Below are 16007 nucleotides of genomic sequence, written 5' to 3'. Positions count from 1 at the left end.
TTATGTCTTCTCAAAACATCATGCAACAAATCAAAAAACTCCCACTCCCTTTTACCAGCGAGTCGCGATCGCCACCGACACTCTACGCGATCGCCATTACCACAAAATGCAACAAACAGAAGCCTTTGCGATCGCCAACCAACTATCTCAACAGATAAATTGGTAGCGCAGCAGCCAATACCTTGGTATTATTCCTCACTCGGCTGATTGGTATGCCTGTCAACGATCCGGCCAATATTTCTCAATGCCATTGTTGGGGCGATCGCACCTAATCCCTTAGAAACCCGGTTTCTTCTTCACGCGCGATCGCACTTATCCCAGAAACCGGGTTTCTGCGATAAATTTTGCATCCCACCGAGATATTTAGGAAGAAACCCGGTTTCTCGATCCACGCGATCGCCCCATTCTCGATTATTTCCGCAGCACAGAAGTGATAATGACTGTAATAGTAGCACTAGCAATTAAAGTAAAAGCAAGTTGCACCACCCACTGAGTTGCTTGCTGGTAGTTAGAAAAGCGATCGTTGAACTTTTCAGAGTCATTCGATAGCCTATCCACACGATTAGATAGCTGGCTCACATCAGTCGATAGCTTGTCTAACTTTTCGATGACATCTGCCAGGGTTGGTTCTTTATTGGTTGTACTTGTCATTGGTGGTGTTTTAACTCGCTCCATAATTCTATTGGACTATATTGCCGAAGCGAGCGAGGACACCTAATTCCTACCATTTATCACCACAAAAATCGCCTTGCCATGCAGTCTAAGCTGTTGTGCATTTAAATAGAATGTCAACAAAAAATCTAAGTCTTGTGGGGAGTAGGGGTTGGGCCTAAGAGCCCGCCCTGAATATGCAATTTAAATGCGTGACAGCTTATCTTATATTCAAGAGTAAATATAAAAGCATCGCCCATCAAAACAAGTTACAATTAAAGAATGTAATCACTCCAACTCTTAAGTAGGAGACAACTATGCAAACTCAAAGCAACAACGTAATGGGAAAAGTTTTCGCCACTCTGACAATCATTAATCGAGCCGACCAAATTTTAGCAGAGGCCGGAGTAAAATCAGAAGATCAAATTCGCTCAATAACTCTCAAAAATGTATTGGTAGACACGGGTGCAACTACCTTGTGTTTGCCGCAAGATACGATCGCCCAACTGGGACTGAAACTCCTCAAAGAAGTAGACGTAGCCACTGCAATGGGCATCGGCAAAGCCCGAATTTTCCGAGATGCCACCATATCCATGTTCGATAGAGAAGGAACCTTCGAGTGCTTGGAGTTACCGGGAGGTAAAGATGCTCTTTTGGGAGTCATACCTTTAGAAGCTTTGGGGTTAGAAATCGATTTGCAAAATCAAATTTTAAAACCGTTACCCATTAGTCCAACAGAAACTTATTTGACGATTTTGTAGCGAGATTCATCCAGGATTTACGCACTCCGATCGAAGAAACAGGGTTTTTGGCGGTTTTTGCGTGCTGTAACCAAGTATTTTCGTAAAAACCCGGTTTCTGGCCACCCCTCCACACGCCAACTAAAGAAACCGGGTTTTTCAGCATATTCAAGGCTGTAACCAAGTATTTTCGTAAAAAACCCGGTTTCTGGACTCCCATCGTAAGTCCCATATATTAACTTTTGTTACAAAAACTCGGCTTTTGCGTAAAAATACCCCGCGAAATCCCAATACACAATAGAAGGCTTTCACCTTTGATGCAAATTCACCCCCAAAAACTATGACAGCCGCAACTATGCCGATCGCCCCCATCGCCCCTTACAGCCACCGTCTAGCCACCGCAGAAGACGCAAAGGATCTCGCCCCCCTCTGGCAAGCATTCGCCGCAGAACGCGAATCCATCGACCCCTCAATGCTGGTCAAACCTAACTTCGACTTTGAAAAATACGTCACCAACCAACTCGAAAAACCCCTTTCTTTTTGCTGGTTATTAGAACATAGCGACAGCATTATCGGCTGTCTATTTATCTACTATTACGACGAAGCCCCGCCCGCCAGTCTCCCCGAATACTTGATTCAACAACACAACATTGAAAATCCGTTTCAATCCCGCCGCGTCGGTTCCGTTTTGGGGATGTACGTCCAGCCAGAACATCGGAAATCCGAAGCAATTCAAATGCTAGCAAAAGCAGCTATCGCCCATGCTAAAACCATGAAAGTCAGCGATATAGACTTGCTAATTGCTGCCGATCGACCGGGCCTTCAAGCCATGTTGCAGCGGGCTGGATTTACCAAAGCCGCAGTGCAATATACCCGCCATTATGACATTGCAACTGATGCTGAATTACCGAGTTTGCACCCGCCCCATCCCGAATTGCCCGATGTCGAATTGCCTGCACCGAGAGCAATTCCGCTACGCCATCCCCAAACTAACGAACTCCTTCGCAATTCTCAAGGAGAACCTGTTTTCTTGATGCCCTTAGTTGATGAACAAGGTGAATTGCTGAAGTCATCTAGCGGTCAAACTATTTACCCGGAATTGTTGCTCGATCCCGCAACTAATTCTTGGGTTATTGATACGGAAGACAAATTAGTGGCTTGTCCGATTTTGCGGGATGAAAATGGACAAATAGTCGAGAATCAAGACATTGTTCAATTTTATCGTCCTGCTTACCAAATTATTGATGGAAAACCTGGTCTAATGCGAGATGAGACTGGTAATTATGTTTTTTGCGATCTCGAACTGGACAAACAGGGTAAAATAGTGAAAAGTCCTGATGGCTTTCCCATTTTTAAACAGCCGCAAATCCAGATTAGGACTTACGCATAAATACCAAAGAAACCGGGTTTTTTACCAGTTTGTAAGGCTGGGATGCAAGATTTTTCTAAAAAACCCGGTTTCTGCGTCCAGGAATATCATGAATTATATCAAATCCGGTTGCATCGTCCTGGTATGGGCAGGGCGGGTTTATATAATTGGTCGATACTTATTAAATATCTCGGCGAACCCGCCCCTACAAAAATTTATATAATACTAGGACGAATCAAACGGAAATGATATTACGCACTCCGACGAAAGAAACCGGGTTTTTTACCAATTTTTAAGGCTGGGATGCAAGATTTTCGGAAAAAACCCGGTTTCTGCGTCCAAAACTATACTTATTCACATCAGGATCGCCTTTCGTTCAGCTATGACATAATCCGGCACCCAAAATCTATCTACAGACATCAGAATAGCTACAGGCATAAAAATATCAACATCGTTTCCCATCTCTTCTGTTGGCAGCAAGCCAAACAATTCATCATCTTGGTTAACGTATGCTAAGATATTATCAAAATCCTCTAAAAGTTCGTCCGGGTATATGCAGTGGATTCCTCTCTCATCTTCATAATATTCCTCTTCTTCAGGCAAGAATTGTGAAGGTTTGAGTTCGGCAATCAAATAATCTAGTTTGTGAAATTCTGCTTCAGGAACGATCGCCGCTACATCTTCCCCGGCTTGCTGTAAGAGAATCCGATCGCCCTTGAACATCACTCGTTTAATTGTGGCGATCACATTTTCGCAAAATTCGTCAGCAGTTAACCGGAAAAACCCCTCGCAGCCGTGAAGCGCAGCTATCCCGCTCTTAATCGCCCGTTTTCCCCCCGCAGCCTCGCCCACAACAGAATTTTGACAATTATCCAGGACGAGCGGTAAAATCACAGGTACGATCGAATTATTGTCAGCAGCATTAAATCCTTCAGTCATTAGTTCCCAAAATTTACACAATTGTTGACAATATTGCACAATAGATAAAATTGTAAATATATAGCACCTGCGTTTTTTTTACCGCTTATGAATAGCAAATTCCTCGATCGCCTCCACCACCCCTCACGCCCCGTCATCGTCTTCGACGGCGCGATGGGAACCAACCTGCAAGTCCAAAACCTCACCGCAGAAGACTTTGGCGGCAAAGAATACGAAGGCTGCAACGAATATCTCGTCCACACCAAACCCGAAGCCGTCGCCAACGTGCACCGGGGATTCCTCGAAGCAGGGGCCGATGTCATCGAAACAGACACCTTTGGCGGGGCTTCCATCGTTCTCGCCGAGTACGATTTGGCAGACAAAGCATATTATCTCAACAAAACTGCTGCCGAACTCGCCAAGGGTATCGCCGCCGAATTTTCCACGCCAGAAAAACCTCGATTTGTCGCAGGATCGATCGGGCCAGGCACCAAATTGCCAACATTAGGACACATTGATTTCGACACTCTCACCGCCGCTTTTACCGAACAAGCAGAAGGACTTTATGACGGCGGCGTTGACTTATTTATTGTCGAAACTTGTCAAGATGTGCTGCAAATTAAATCAGCATTAAATGCCATTGAAGAAGTATTTAAGAAAAAAGGTGCGCGAATTCCATTAATGGTATCAGTCACAATGGAAGCCACCGGCACAATGTTAGTCGGTTCCGACATCAGCGCCGCCCTCGCGATTTTGCAGCCGTACCCGATCGACATTTTAGGCCTGAACTGCGCCACCGGGCCCGATCGCATGGCAGAACACGTCAAATACCTTTCCGAACATTCGCCCTTCGTCGTTTCCTGCGTTCCCAACGCCGGTTTACCCGAAAACATCGGCGGCCACGCGCACTACAAACTCACCCCAATAGAATTAAAAATGGCCTTGATGCGCTTTGTCGAAGACTTAGGCGTGCAAGTCATCGGCGGCTGCTGCGGCACCCGCTACGATCACATCCGCGAACTATCAGAAATTGGCAAAACTCTTAAACCCAAAATCCGCGAAATTACTTGGGAACCATCCGCCGCCTCAATTTACACCGCCCAACCCTACGAACAAGAGAATTCCTTCTTAATTGTCGGCGAAAGACTCAACGCCAGCGGTTCCAAAAAATGCCGCGATTTGCTAAACGCCGAAGACTGGGACGGTTTAGTAGCAATGGCTAGGGAACAAGTGCGAGAAGGCGCGCACATTCTCGATGTCAACGTTGATTATGTCGGCCGCGACGGCGTGCGAGACATGAAAGAATTAGTTTCCCGCGTTGTGACTAATGCCACTCTCCCTTTAATGCTGGATTCCACCGAATGGGAAAAGATGGAAGCTGGCTTAAAAGTTGCGGGCGGCAAATGTTTGCTGAATTCCACTAACTACGAAGACGGAGAACCGCGTTTTTATCAAGTTTTAGAGTTGGCGAAAAAATACGGCGCGGGCATAGTTATCGGGACGATTGACGAAGACGGGATGGCGAGAACCGCAGACAAAAAATTTGCGATCGCCCAACGCGCATATAACGCCGCTGTCGCCTACGGAATTCCCGCCGAGGAAATCTTTTTTGACACCCTAGCATTGCCCATTTCCACCGGGATTGAAGAAGACAGAAAAAACGGCAAAGCTACCATCGAATCCATTCGTCGCATTCGCCAAGAATTACCAGGCTGTCACGTAATTTTAGGAGTTTCTAACATTTCCTTCGGCTTGAATCCGGCGGCGCGGCAAGTTTTGAATTCCATGTTTTTGCACGAAGCAATGCAAGCCGGGATGGACTCGGCAATTGTCAGCGCCAATAAGATTTTGCCCCTCGCCAAAATCGACCCCAAACACCAAGAAATCTGCCGTAAACTCATTTACGACGAACGGGAGTTTGACGGGGATATTTGCATTTACGACCCCTTGGGCGAGCTGACAACGGTGTTTGCGGGCAAAACCACCAAGCGCGATCGTACAGAAGACGCAAGCCTCCCGGTAGAAGAACGCCTCAAGCAGCACATCATCGACGGCGAACGCATTGGGCTCGACATCCAACTCGCCAAAGCATTAGAAACCTATCCGCCCCTCCACATTATCAATACTTTCCTGTTAGACGGCATGAAAGTAGTCGGAGAATTGTTCGGTTCGGGACAAATGCAACTGCCATTTGTATTGCAGTCAGCAGAAACCATGAAAGCGGCAGTTGCCTATTTAGAACCGCACATGGAAAAGTCCGAATCCGGGGACAACGCCAAAGGCACATTCATCATCGCTACTGTCAAAGGCGACGTTCACGACATCGGCAAAAACTTGGTTGATATTATTCTATCAAACAACGGCTACCGAGTGATTAACTTGGGTATTAAACAGTCGGTTGACAATATCATCGAAGCCTACGAAAAGCACAAAGCCGACTGTATTGCCATGAGTGGCTTGCTGGTAAAATCCACCGCATTTATGAAAGAAAATCTGGAAGTATTCAACCAGAAAGGAATCACCGTTCCGGTAATTTTGGGCGGCGCGGCTTTGACTCCCAAGTTTGTACATGAAGACTGCCAAAATACCTACAAAGGTAAAGTAGTTTACGGCAAAGATGCGTTTTCCGACTTGCACTTTATGGACAAACTCATGCCAGCCAAATCTGCTGGTAAATGGGAAGATTTGCAAGGATTTTTAGATGAAATAGGGCAGGATAATGGGGCTGTTAAAGAAGCTAAAGCGGCGCCAGAAACTTCTGTAGAAGATACCAAGAAAGCTGACACTCCTGTGGTGATAGATACCAGGCGATCCGAAGCAGTTGCAGCAGATATCGATCGCCCGACTCCTCCTTTCTGGGGAACGAAACTGTTGCAGGGAGAAGACATCCCCTTTGAGGAGATTTTCTGGCACTTAGATTTGCAAGCATTAATCGCCGGTCAGTGGCAGTTCCGCAAGCCCAAAGACCAATCGCGGGAAGAATACGACGCTTTCTTAGCTGAGACAGTTTATCCGAAATTGGAAGAGTGGAAACACAAAATTATCACTGAGAAGCTGTTGCATCCCCAAGCAATTTACGGGTATTTTCCCTGTCAAGCTGAAGGCAATTCTTTGTATGTGTATCAGCCCGAAATCATGAATGGCGGGCAAACAATAATCAGTGGCGGGCAAACAATAATCAGTGGCGGGCAAGATGCCCACCCCACAACAGAAAGTGGCACAGGCATCTTGCCTGTGGCTGCAACAGAAAGTGGCACAGGCATCTTGCCTGTGGCTGCAACAGAAAGTGGCACAGGCATCTTGCCTGTGGCTGGAACAGAAAGTGGCACAGGCATCTTGCCTGTGACTGCAACAGAAAGTGGCACAGGCATCTTGCCTGTGACTGCAACAGAAAGTGGCACAGGCATCTTGCCTGTGGCTGCAACATTCACATTTCCCCGGCAAAAATCGGCCCGCCGGCTGTGCATTGCCGACTTCTTTGCGCCCAAAGAATCGGGTAAAATCGATGTATTTCCGATGCAAGTAGCGACAGTGGGAGAAATTGCTACAGAGTACGCGCAAAAGCTCTTTGCTAACCATCAATATACCGACTATCTCTACTTTCACGGATTAGCGGTACAGACAGCGGAAGCAATAGCAGAATGGACTCATGCGCGAATTCGGCGGGAATTGGGCTTTGGTAGCGAAGAACCGGACAACATTCGCGATATGCTAGCGCAAAGATATCGCGGTTCGCGGTACAGTTTTGGCTATCCCGCTTGTCCGAACATGGCGGATCAGTACAAGCAACTGGAATTGTTAAAGTGCGATCGTATCAACCTCTACATGGATGAAAGCGAACAACTTTATCCCGAACAATCAACAACCGCAATTATCACCTATCACCCAGCCGCTAAATACTTCAGCGCTTAATTTATAGGGTGCGCTAGCAGCACCTTTCTCTCGTTTTTCTCCTTCCTTCTCCTCGTTCCCAGGTAGAACCTGGGAACGATAAACCAAATTAAAGCAACAAAAAAGCACCTTAACAAAAGTGCTTTCATGAATATGAACTTTCCGTATCTGACGAAACTTTTATGAGTAGTTCCGGGGAGTGCGGGCGCCGGCAGATGCTCCTACCATCGAAGCAACTAAACCCAATAGTGAGCCGAACAAAAACGACCAACCAGCTTTCGCGGCATTACCAGCAATATTGCGAGTATCCTGAGCAGATACGTTAGGTGCTCGGTTCGGCAAATCGACCCCGCCCTGCTGCGCTTGATTAATTGCTTCTCCCGCATTCGCAGCTATTACGCCAAAAGTACCGGCCACGCCATTTGCTAACAGCCAAGAGCCAATTGTTAAGGTAGTTGCCCACAAAATTGCTCCGTTCAAAAGCGCTGTGTTGCGATTCATCGGGCCGCAAGCGCGAGCAGTTACCCAACCGCCAACTGCCAAGCTAATTAACAAACTGATAATTGACCAAATTCCGACGCCGGCACCTACGTCTCCTGAAATACTGCGCGGAGCTCCTGAATTAGCAATGTTGCTCAAGCCGATCGCAGCGCCCAATGCACTTAACACCAGTTGTGTGCCGATCGCAATTACCAAACCAGAAAAAATCGGGCCCCAACGTACTCGATCGTGGTATTCCATCACTGAATTTACGACCACGGGTTCGGTACCAACGTTATCTACAGGTCTATTTACGTATGACATAGGTTTTTCTTTCCTCTGAGAGTTGCTTTAATTTTTAACCATCTTTCACCTAAGCATTGATTGTGGCTGAGATTGATAAAAACTATATCTGCCTGGGGAAATAACCAGTCTCTATGTCTGAAGAAATAAACGAAAAAGTCATCAGCCCGCGCGCCAGTCGCTATTAGCTAATGACTGATGACTGATGACTGATGACTAATAACTATTTTATCCCGTTAGAAAAGTTCCCGGACGTATACAGGAAATGCGGACGTATACAGGAAAGACAGCTTAACGCAATCTTACAGCCGTTCCAACGGCAGTAATCAGCAGCAAAGCCCCGCTGGAGTCTACATTAATCGTGCCGGTGTCCACTTCCACCCCGATTACGGCATTGGCGCCGAGGCGCTGGGCCCGTTTTTCCAGTTCCGCGAGGGCATCTCGCTGTCCTTTGAGAAACACTTCCTCGTAACTGCCGGTGCGCCCGCCGATGATGTCGCGAATGCTTGCGAAGAAGTCTCGCAGGGCATTGGTGCCGTAGACAACCTCAGCAGTTACAATTCCCAGGTAAGATTGAATTTCTGCTCCTTGGATGATATCAGTTGTTGTTACAATCATCAGTTGGCCTCAATCGCGAAAATTTTGAGTGGGTCTTGTTCTGTAGATTTACTACATCTTGCCGCTCAAACATTCCTGGTAAACCCTAAGCTGTCAGCTTAACAAGGTGACAGCCACTCGCTCTTCCATTCCACACACTCTTTGAAACAAATGGCCGTGTACAAACAAAGTCTCTTGGTATTCAGTACGTTGCTAGTAGCAGGATTGGCTGTCGCAGCGCCGCAGATAGCGCTCTCAGCAGAAACAGTCGTTCAAGTCAACCCTCAAAATGATTCAAATTTAGATGCTCTGCTGCGACAAGGGCGCGAGTTGGTAGATATAGGAGACTACAGTAAGGCGATCGCCATTTATCAGGAAGCGGCGCGTTTAGATACGGAAAACCCCCGGATTTTTTCGGGTATTGGCTATTTAGAAGCGCGTCAGGGCAATTATCAAGCCTCAGTAGAATTTTACCAACAAGCGATCGGTCTCGAACCGAATAATGCGGACTTCCAATACGCATTAGGATATGCTATGGCGAATTTGCAAAACTATCCCGCTGCAGCCACAGCTTACCGCCGCGCCGCTGCGCTCGATCGCAAAAATGTCAATGCGCGGATCGGTCTCGGAGTGGTACTCTTTCAGCAAAAAGATTACAGCGGTTCTTTTAAAGCATACCAAGAGGCGCTCGCCCTCGATCCGAAAAGTTGGCAAGCTTATTCTTCAATGGGTTTAGTATTGATCCAGCAGGGAAATTTTGCCAGTGCTGTCACCGTGCTCCAACAAGCAGCCGAACTCGCTCCCAAACAAGCCGGTGTCCAGTTAAAATTAGGCAGTGCTTTGCTGCGTGCCGGCTATACTTCCGAAGGGCTAGCAGCTTTTGAAGAAGCTGCCAAATTGGAGCCCCGGAATCCTGAAGTGCAGCTAGAAATTGGCGAACTTCTCCAGGCTCAAAACGACTTCGACGGAGCGCTTGTAGCTTATCAGCGGGCTATTGGGGTGCGACCCAATTTAGTGGAAGCACACGCAGGAATCGGGGAAATTCAACTGAAAAAACAAGATTTTTTAGGAGCGATTGCCACTTTTAGGCGAGTGATTGGACTCGATCCAAACCGGGCAGAAGCTTATTACAATATGGGTACGGCACTCAAAGCGCGCGATCGCAAATCCGAAGCAATTGAAGCTTTTCAAAAAGCCCTCGACACTTACCGCCAGCAAGGTAACAATGATGGTGCAACAAAAGCTGAGGCGGCGCTTCAGCAACTAAAGTAAAATGTCTCAATGTACTAATTGGTAATTGCCTAGCAGTTTTGAGTGTGGACTAACTAATTTTCCTAGGGCTTAACTCCTTCCAATCGCCGTGTTGCAAGGAAAAAATCCCTCTCAAAACTGTTTCTATTCCCTATTTCCTATGCCCTTTCCTGTTCCTTCTTCCTTGTTACTTGTTTGCTTAAGTTTTTACTTAAATGCAGATAAATGTGGCTAAATAGAGTACAATATTGGCGCGATTGGAGAAGGGCGTTCGCTCTCTAAGTTTAAGAAGAAATAAGGTGATCGCACAACAGCATTTTGTCAAAGCTCCATCTTTTGTAAGATGCTAAAAAGGCTTACTGACAATGAATCTATTACTATTGGTAGAGACGGCTAAGTTGTTAACATTTGTAAAATTAAGCAAAATATCCTATCCCTAGAGCTTCATCTATGCAAACGTATGACGTGATTATCATCGGAGCCGGTCACAACGGGCTGGTCTGTGCGTCTTATCTCCTCAAAGCGGGCTATACGGTCTTGTTGTTAGAAAAACGTTCGGTTCCCGGCGGCGCGGCAACTACTGAAGCTGCGATTCCCGAATTGCCGGACTTTAAATTCAATATGTGCGCGATCGACCACGAATTTATCCATCTAGGGCCAGTTGTAGAAGAATTAGAACTGGAAAAACACGGTTTAGAATATCTTTTCTGCGATCCAGTTGCCTTTTGTCCGCATCCCGACGGCAAATATTTCTTAGCGCACAAATCTGTAGAAAAAACTTGTGCTGAAATTGCCCGCTACAACGAGCGCGATGCTAAAAAATATGCCGAATATACAGACTTTTGGCAGCGGGCTTTAGGTGCAATGGTTCCGATGTTCAATGCACCACCAAAATCCATCATAGATATTCTGGGCAACTACGATATTTCAAAGATCAAAGATTTATTGTCAGTCATCGGTTCCCCCGACAAAACGCTGGACTTTATTCGCACGATGCTCACCAGCGCTGAAGACATTGTAAACGAGTGGTTTGACGAGGAATTTATCAAAGCACCCCTCGCCAGATTCGCCTCAGAACTCGGCGCGCCTCCTTCGCAAAAAACCCTGGCTGTAGGCGCAATTATGCTGGCAATGAGACACAATCCCGGCATGGCAAGACCGCGCGGAGGGACGGGTGCATTAGTGCAAGCGCTGCTTAATGTAGTGAAAAGTTACTCTGGTGTGGTACTTACCGACCAGCACGTCGAGAAAATATTAATTGATGACGGTCGCGCTGTGGGAGTTCGAGTTGCCAACGGCACGGAATACCGCGCTACAAAAGGTGTCATTTCTAATATTGATGCTAAGCGCTTGTTTCTGCACTTAATGGACTCCAGCGATGTTGACAGTGCCGACCCGGATTTGCGGGAAAGATTGGAGCGCAAAATTGTTAACAACAACGAGACTATTCTCAAAATAGACTTAGCTCTAAATGAAATGCCCAAGTTTGAGCGCTGGAATCATCGGGACGAATTTTTAATCGGTTCGGTTTTAATTGCAGACTCGGTGAGACACGTTGAAATCGCTCACAGCGACCCTTCGATCGGCCGAATTCCCGACTCTGACCCATCGATGTATGTGGTGTTTCCGACGGTACTAGACCCGTCAATGGCTCCTCCCGGACATCATACAGCTTGGATTGAATTTTTTGCTCCTTACATGATCGAAAATGCTGAAGGAACCGGCCAGCACGGTACGGGTTGGACGGATGAGCTGAAAAACAAAGTTGCCGATCGCTGCATCGATAAATTAGCCGAATACGCGCCAAATATCAAAAATGCAATTATCGGCCGCCACGTGGAAAGTCCGGCGGAATTGGGAGAGCGTTTGGGCGCTTTGAAGGGAAATTATTATCACGTTGACATGACGCTAGATCAGATGATATTTTTCCGTCCTTTGCCGGAGTTGGCGAATTACAAAACGCCGATCGACGGTTTGTTTCTGACGGGGGCGGGAACGCATCCGGGCGGCTCGATTTCGGGGATGCCGGGACGCAATACTGCTCGCGTTTTCATGCACTCGCAGCAGCCTTTCGCGCAGACTTTGGCAGATGCGGCTAATACTCTGAAAGCGAAGGGTAAGTCGGTATTTCGGAGTAATGAGAAGTAAGATTTTTAGCAACCGCAGATGAACGCAGATAAACGCAGATGAATCGCATCTGCGTTTGTTTGTATTGATTTATCAGTGTGCAAGTGCCAGAAATTTTTCCGGTTGATTCCCTGTGATATCCAATCCGTTAGCATCGGAATAGTAAATTCGAGTTCACTGTTCACGGCGTTGACTGTTCACGGCGTTGACTGTCAACCGTCAACCGTCAACCGTCAACATCATTCCGGTGTTACCGGAAATGATATGAATGGAAAACCATTTGCGATCGCCCTCAATAGCCTTTCTAAATCCTGTGCATCTTTCGCGCTTGGTGGCGACGGTTTGCGTTTCATCAAATCTGTTTAAATATTTTTGGCTCAGATAGTATATTCCATCGATAAAATTCTCAATATTACAAGAACAAGTTAACGCTGAAGGCATTTTTAAACTTAGTGTCGCAGCCAAACCTCTAATGAAAGCAGAACAGGCAAGTCCCTGGTAGAAGTCGCTCCCCATCGGCATATCAGGGCGATCGCCGCCGATCCCCCACCCTCTCGCATTCTCCTCAATTCATACTTTATGCGGATGAAAACGTCGGCCCCAAGTTGAGAAACTGAGAAATGGCGTTACCCTTTTTTTAGCGATGGCAAACCGAGTTTTGATTGTCGGCGGGCGGGGACGAATTGGCAGCAGTGTTGCCCAAGACCTTGTTACCCATACCGACGCGGAAATTACTGTTACCGGACGCAACTCTGAAGCCTCTATTGGGCCAGGATTGCCCCCCGATCGGGTGCAGTACCAAACTTTTGATTTAGCGGACAGTGCAGCCCTGCAAAAAGCTGTTTCAGAGTCTAATCTTGTCGTTCACTGTGCGGGGCCTTTTCACTACCGAGACGCTGGCGTGCTGAAAACTTGCATCGAAGCAGGTGTTAATTATACTGATGTCAGCGACAGCCGCAGTTTTACTCGCAGAGCTTTAGAATTGCGCGAAGCCGCTAAAAATGCTGGGATTACTGCTATTATTAATACGGGCATTTTCCCCGGTGTGTCTAACAGCATGGTGCGCCGAGATGTGGAACAATTAGATGAAGCAGAACACATCCATTTGAGTTATGTAGTCGGAGGATCGGGCGGTGCTGGCGTTACCGTCATGAGAACCACTTTTTTAGGTTTGCAAACACCTTTTGAGGTTTGGGCCGATCGCAAGTGGCAGCAAGTAAAACCCTACAGCAAGCGCGAAACAATTGAATTTCCGGCACCCTATGGCAACACAGGCGTTTACTGGTTCGATATGCCGGAAGCAATCACTTTGCCCGAAACTTTCCCCGTCAAATCAGTTGTGACTAAATTCGGTACGTCTCCCGACCTTTACAATCACCTTACCTGGTTTGTTGCTAAGTATTGGCCCGCTAGCTGGCTCAAAAATAACTCCGTGATTGAATTTCTCTCCTACGTCAGTTATGGGATGACCAGTGTTACTAATAGTTTTAGTGGGGTTGGTGTGGCAGTGCGATCGCAAGTGACCGGTCTCAAAAACGGTCAACCCGCTAAAGTTTGCTCGACAGCGATACACCCCAGTGCTGCCGTCGCTACGGGCATCGGTACTGGCAGCATAGCTCAATTAATGTTAGAAGGAAAGCTGGACAAACCGGGAGTTTGGTCGGTCGAACAAGCTCTTTCTACTGAGCTATTTGAACGATCTATGCAGAACAGAAACCTAGACATAGAGCAGGTGGTTTTGTAGTTAGTTAGGTTATTTATAGCAATTTAAAATGTTGGGAAATGGGATTGGTGCGCGAACTGCGAAGACGCGAAAGACGCGCCGAAAAAGAAGAGTCAGGGGCTTCGTAATTGATGGGAAAACCCCTAGATAGGGTTCTTCGCAGGAAGTGCGATCGCCCCTCAGAGGAGATGAGTTCCGCTTGTCTAACTAATCTATCTTTTGGTAGAAGGAATAGTAACAAGCAGGCGCTTAAGATATGGGACATGACGGGAAACATCCCTTTTGGCTCGCTCTAGATGCGGTAGCTGCGACAAAGATTGCGCTTGAACCAAGGTTGTAAATGTGCGATCGCAGTGAAGGGGCGACAAACACCATAATTTTTGCGGAAAAATACGAGGAGAAGTTGATATGAAGCGGGTTTTAAAAGCTCTCGGACAAAGATTGAGCCAAAGCATTTTGCTGGTATGTACGCTGGCTTTCATTGGTCTGTTAAGTCTAGCGGTAGTACCCAGTCAGGCTGCTTACGCAGGTCAAGACAGAACTCAGGCGCCGCCAGAAGCTAAAATTACTGACCCCGCAGAAAGTTTCGAGGATCTCAATCCCCAAGCAGCTTACGAAGAAATAGTCAAAACCTCTCAAAATCCTGCAAACGTCGAGAAAGCTTACGACGAAAGCTTAAAGGAGTACAAGGGAGAACACCCGCAAGAAGGCATAGTTCAACAAGCTGAAGAGTTGATCGAAAAGGTCACGGGCAACTAATAAATCAAGAGATTTATATCTAACTCAAGTTGCTGGTAAATACACAGCTTCAGTGAGTAGACACTTGAGCCGAGTTCAGAACTCACTTGAAAATAATTATCTAGGGTGCGCCTCGGCGCACCTTATCGCTTGAGAGCAGCGTGTAAAACTCGTTTTTGAGTCGAGAAGTATGTTATCATTTCCCTCATTTTTAAGCTAGCAGCTTTCCCTCATTTTTAAGCTAGCAGCTTCATCCTTAAGGCAGATGAATAGATATGAATTTAAAAGGTAAATTTAATAATAGTTACATTTAGATAAAAGGAAAAAAATATCATGAGCGATGACAAAAAAACGGTACATGAACCTGATGCTAACCTAGACCCGATTTCCGGGGAAAAAGGGGCTCATCCAGTCGCAACGGGTATTGGTGCGGCGGGTGCGGGTGCTGCAGGTGCTGCGATCGGCGGTGCCATCGGCGGGCCTGTAGGAGCAGTTGTGGGGGCTGTGATAGGTTCGTTTAGCGGCGGTTTGGTGGGCAAAGGTGTGGGCGAGGCGATCGACCCCACGGTAGAAGATGCTTACTGGCAAAGCAACTACAGTTCCCGTCCTTACGCCGACACTAGCGCGACTTACGAAGACTATCAGCCTGCATACCGCACTGGTTATGAGGGATACAGTCGCTATGGCGCTACTGGTAAGAAATACCACGAGATCGAACCGGATTTGCAGCGCGACTACGAAACAAATCGCGGTAAGTCTAAAGTGAGTTGGGAAAAAGCTAAGCACGCCACGCGCGACGCTTGGGATCGGGTGGAACGGGCTGTTCCTGGTGACATTGACAAAGACGGCCGCTAAGGGCTATCGCAAGTATTTTTCAGTCTTTGACGCACACAAACTAAAGCGTTTCGGTGATTTTTAGCCGGGTACCGGAATGCAGGAAAGTGTCTTGATAAAAAAACCCGGTTGCTGCGTCTTGAACTGTTGTTGAGAGGTTGCACAGTTTTCAACGCGAGATTAGCGAAGTTTTTGGGGATTTTGAGCCCCTCTCTACATCAGAGAGGGGTATTTTTACGTTAAGTTGAAATCGCATTTTTCAGCACGATTTTTCTTTCATATCATGTTCGATCGAGTGACCGCGATTAAGGGAGCATCTCAGTTTTGTAAAAAGCATTTTTTTATTGTAGTGCGAGCGTCCCCGCTCGCGTATTGTACAATACGC

At 46.9% G+C, this 16007-nt stretch carries 14 protein-coding genes; 9 read left to right on the top strand and 5 right to left on the bottom strand.

The genetic code is table 11. From position 1 onward, the window contains the following. The first annotated feature begins 2 nt into the window (after positions 1 to 2). Positions 3 to 158, top strand: a complete 156-nt coding sequence (locus QUB16_RS20710; RefSeq protein ID WP_333318965.1) for a hypothetical protein — start codon at positions 3 to 5, stop codon at positions 156 to 158. 253 nt (positions 159 to 411) lie between these two features. Here QUB16_RS20710 and QUB16_RS20705 read toward each other — a convergent pair whose 3' ends face one another. Then, a complete protein-coding gene (locus tag QUB16_RS20705; RefSeq protein ID WP_333318963.1) occupies positions 412 to 651 on the bottom strand; it encodes a hypothetical protein in 240 nt (79 codons plus the stop codon). A gap of 317 nt (positions 652 to 968) precedes the next feature. On the opposite strand from QUB16_RS20705, the gene QUB16_RS20700 reads away from it, so the two are divergent. Both QUB16_RS20700 and QUB16_RS20695 read left to right on the top strand, forming a co-directional pair. Beyond that, complete coding sequence (locus tag QUB16_RS20700) at positions 969 to 1412, top strand: retroviral-like aspartic protease family protein (protein WP_333103091.1); 444 nt, start codon at positions 969 to 971, stop codon at positions 1410 to 1412. A 319-nt stretch (positions 1413 to 1731) separates the two neighbouring features. Beyond that, entirely contained in the window at positions 1732 to 2781 is a 1050-nt protein-coding gene (locus QUB16_RS20695; RefSeq protein ID WP_333318962.1) for a GNAT family N-acetyltransferase, read from the top strand. A 333-nt stretch (positions 2782 to 3114) separates the two neighbouring features. Here QUB16_RS20695 and QUB16_RS20690 read toward each other — a convergent pair whose 3' ends face one another. Further along, positions 3115 to 3699, bottom strand: coding sequence for a type II toxin-antitoxin system Phd/YefM family antitoxin (locus QUB16_RS20690; RefSeq protein WP_333318960.1), 585 nt, complete (start codon positions 3697 to 3699; stop codon positions 3115 to 3117). An 87-nt stretch (positions 3700 to 3786) separates the two neighbouring features. Between QUB16_RS20690 and metH the strand changes: the two genes are divergently transcribed. Then, a complete protein-coding gene (metH, locus tag QUB16_RS20685; protein ID WP_333318958.1) occupies positions 3787 to 7590 on the top strand; it encodes a methionine synthase in 3804 nt (1267 codons plus the stop codon). A gap of 159 nt (positions 7591 to 7749) precedes the next feature. On the opposite strand, the gene QUB16_RS20680 is transcribed toward metH, so the two are convergent. Beyond that, positions 7750 to 8373, bottom strand: a complete 624-nt coding sequence (locus QUB16_RS20680; RefSeq protein WP_333281880.1) for a hypothetical protein — start codon at positions 8371 to 8373, stop codon at positions 7750 to 7752. A 270-nt stretch (positions 8374 to 8643) separates the two neighbouring features. Continuing rightward, positions 8644 to 8970: a YbjQ family protein gene (locus QUB16_RS20675; RefSeq protein ID WP_333318956.1), complete on the bottom strand. Its 327-nt coding sequence runs from the start codon at positions 8968 to 8970 to the stop codon at positions 8644 to 8646. 150 nt (positions 8971 to 9120) lie between these two features. Here QUB16_RS20675 and QUB16_RS20670 point away from each other — a divergent pair, with 150 nt between their 5' ends. Further along, the gene (locus tag QUB16_RS20670; RefSeq protein ID WP_333318954.1) at positions 9121 to 10221 is read left to right on the top strand and encodes a tetratricopeptide repeat protein; all 1101 of its coding nucleotides are present in this window, start codon (positions 9121 to 9123) and stop codon (positions 10219 to 10221) included. 429 nt (positions 10222 to 10650) lie between these two features. Further along, on the top strand, positions 10651 to 12348 hold the full coding sequence (gene crtO / locus QUB16_RS20665; RefSeq protein ID WP_333318952.1) for a beta-carotene ketolase CrtO: 1698 nt from the start codon (positions 10651 to 10653) through the stop codon (positions 12346 to 12348). Between the two features lie 198 nt (positions 12349 to 12546). Here crtO and QUB16_RS20660 read toward each other — a convergent pair whose 3' ends face one another. Then, on the bottom strand, positions 12547 to 12768 hold the full coding sequence (locus tag QUB16_RS20660) for a hypothetical protein (protein WP_333318950.1): 222 nt from the start codon (positions 12766 to 12768) through the stop codon (positions 12547 to 12549). A gap of 202 nt (positions 12769 to 12970) precedes the next feature. Here QUB16_RS20660 and QUB16_RS20655 point away from each other — a divergent pair, with 202 nt between their 5' ends. From QUB16_RS20655 to QUB16_RS20645, 3 genes are all read left to right on the top strand, one after another. Beyond that, complete coding sequence (locus tag QUB16_RS20655) at positions 12971 to 14071, top strand: saccharopine dehydrogenase NADP-binding domain-containing protein (protein WP_333318949.1); 1101 nt, start codon at positions 12971 to 12973, stop codon at positions 14069 to 14071. A gap of 387 nt (positions 14072 to 14458) precedes the next feature. Next, the gene (locus QUB16_RS20650) at positions 14459 to 14809 is read left to right on the top strand and encodes a hypothetical protein (protein ID WP_333318947.1); all 351 of its coding nucleotides are present in this window, start codon (positions 14459 to 14461) and stop codon (positions 14807 to 14809) included. Positions 14810 to 15121: 312 nt separating this feature from the next. Then, complete coding sequence (locus QUB16_RS20645; RefSeq protein WP_333318945.1) at positions 15122 to 15643, top strand: hypothetical protein; 522 nt, start codon at positions 15122 to 15124, stop codon at positions 15641 to 15643. Positions 15644 to 16007: the final 364 nt, after the last annotated feature.

It is taken from the genome of Microcoleus sp. D3_18a_C4 (genome assembly GCF_036702415.1).
Classification (GTDB): Bacteria; Cyanobacteriota; Cyanobacteriia; order Cyanobacteriales; family Microcoleaceae; genus Microcoleus.
This window is presented reverse-complemented; position numbering and strand designations above follow the sequence as displayed.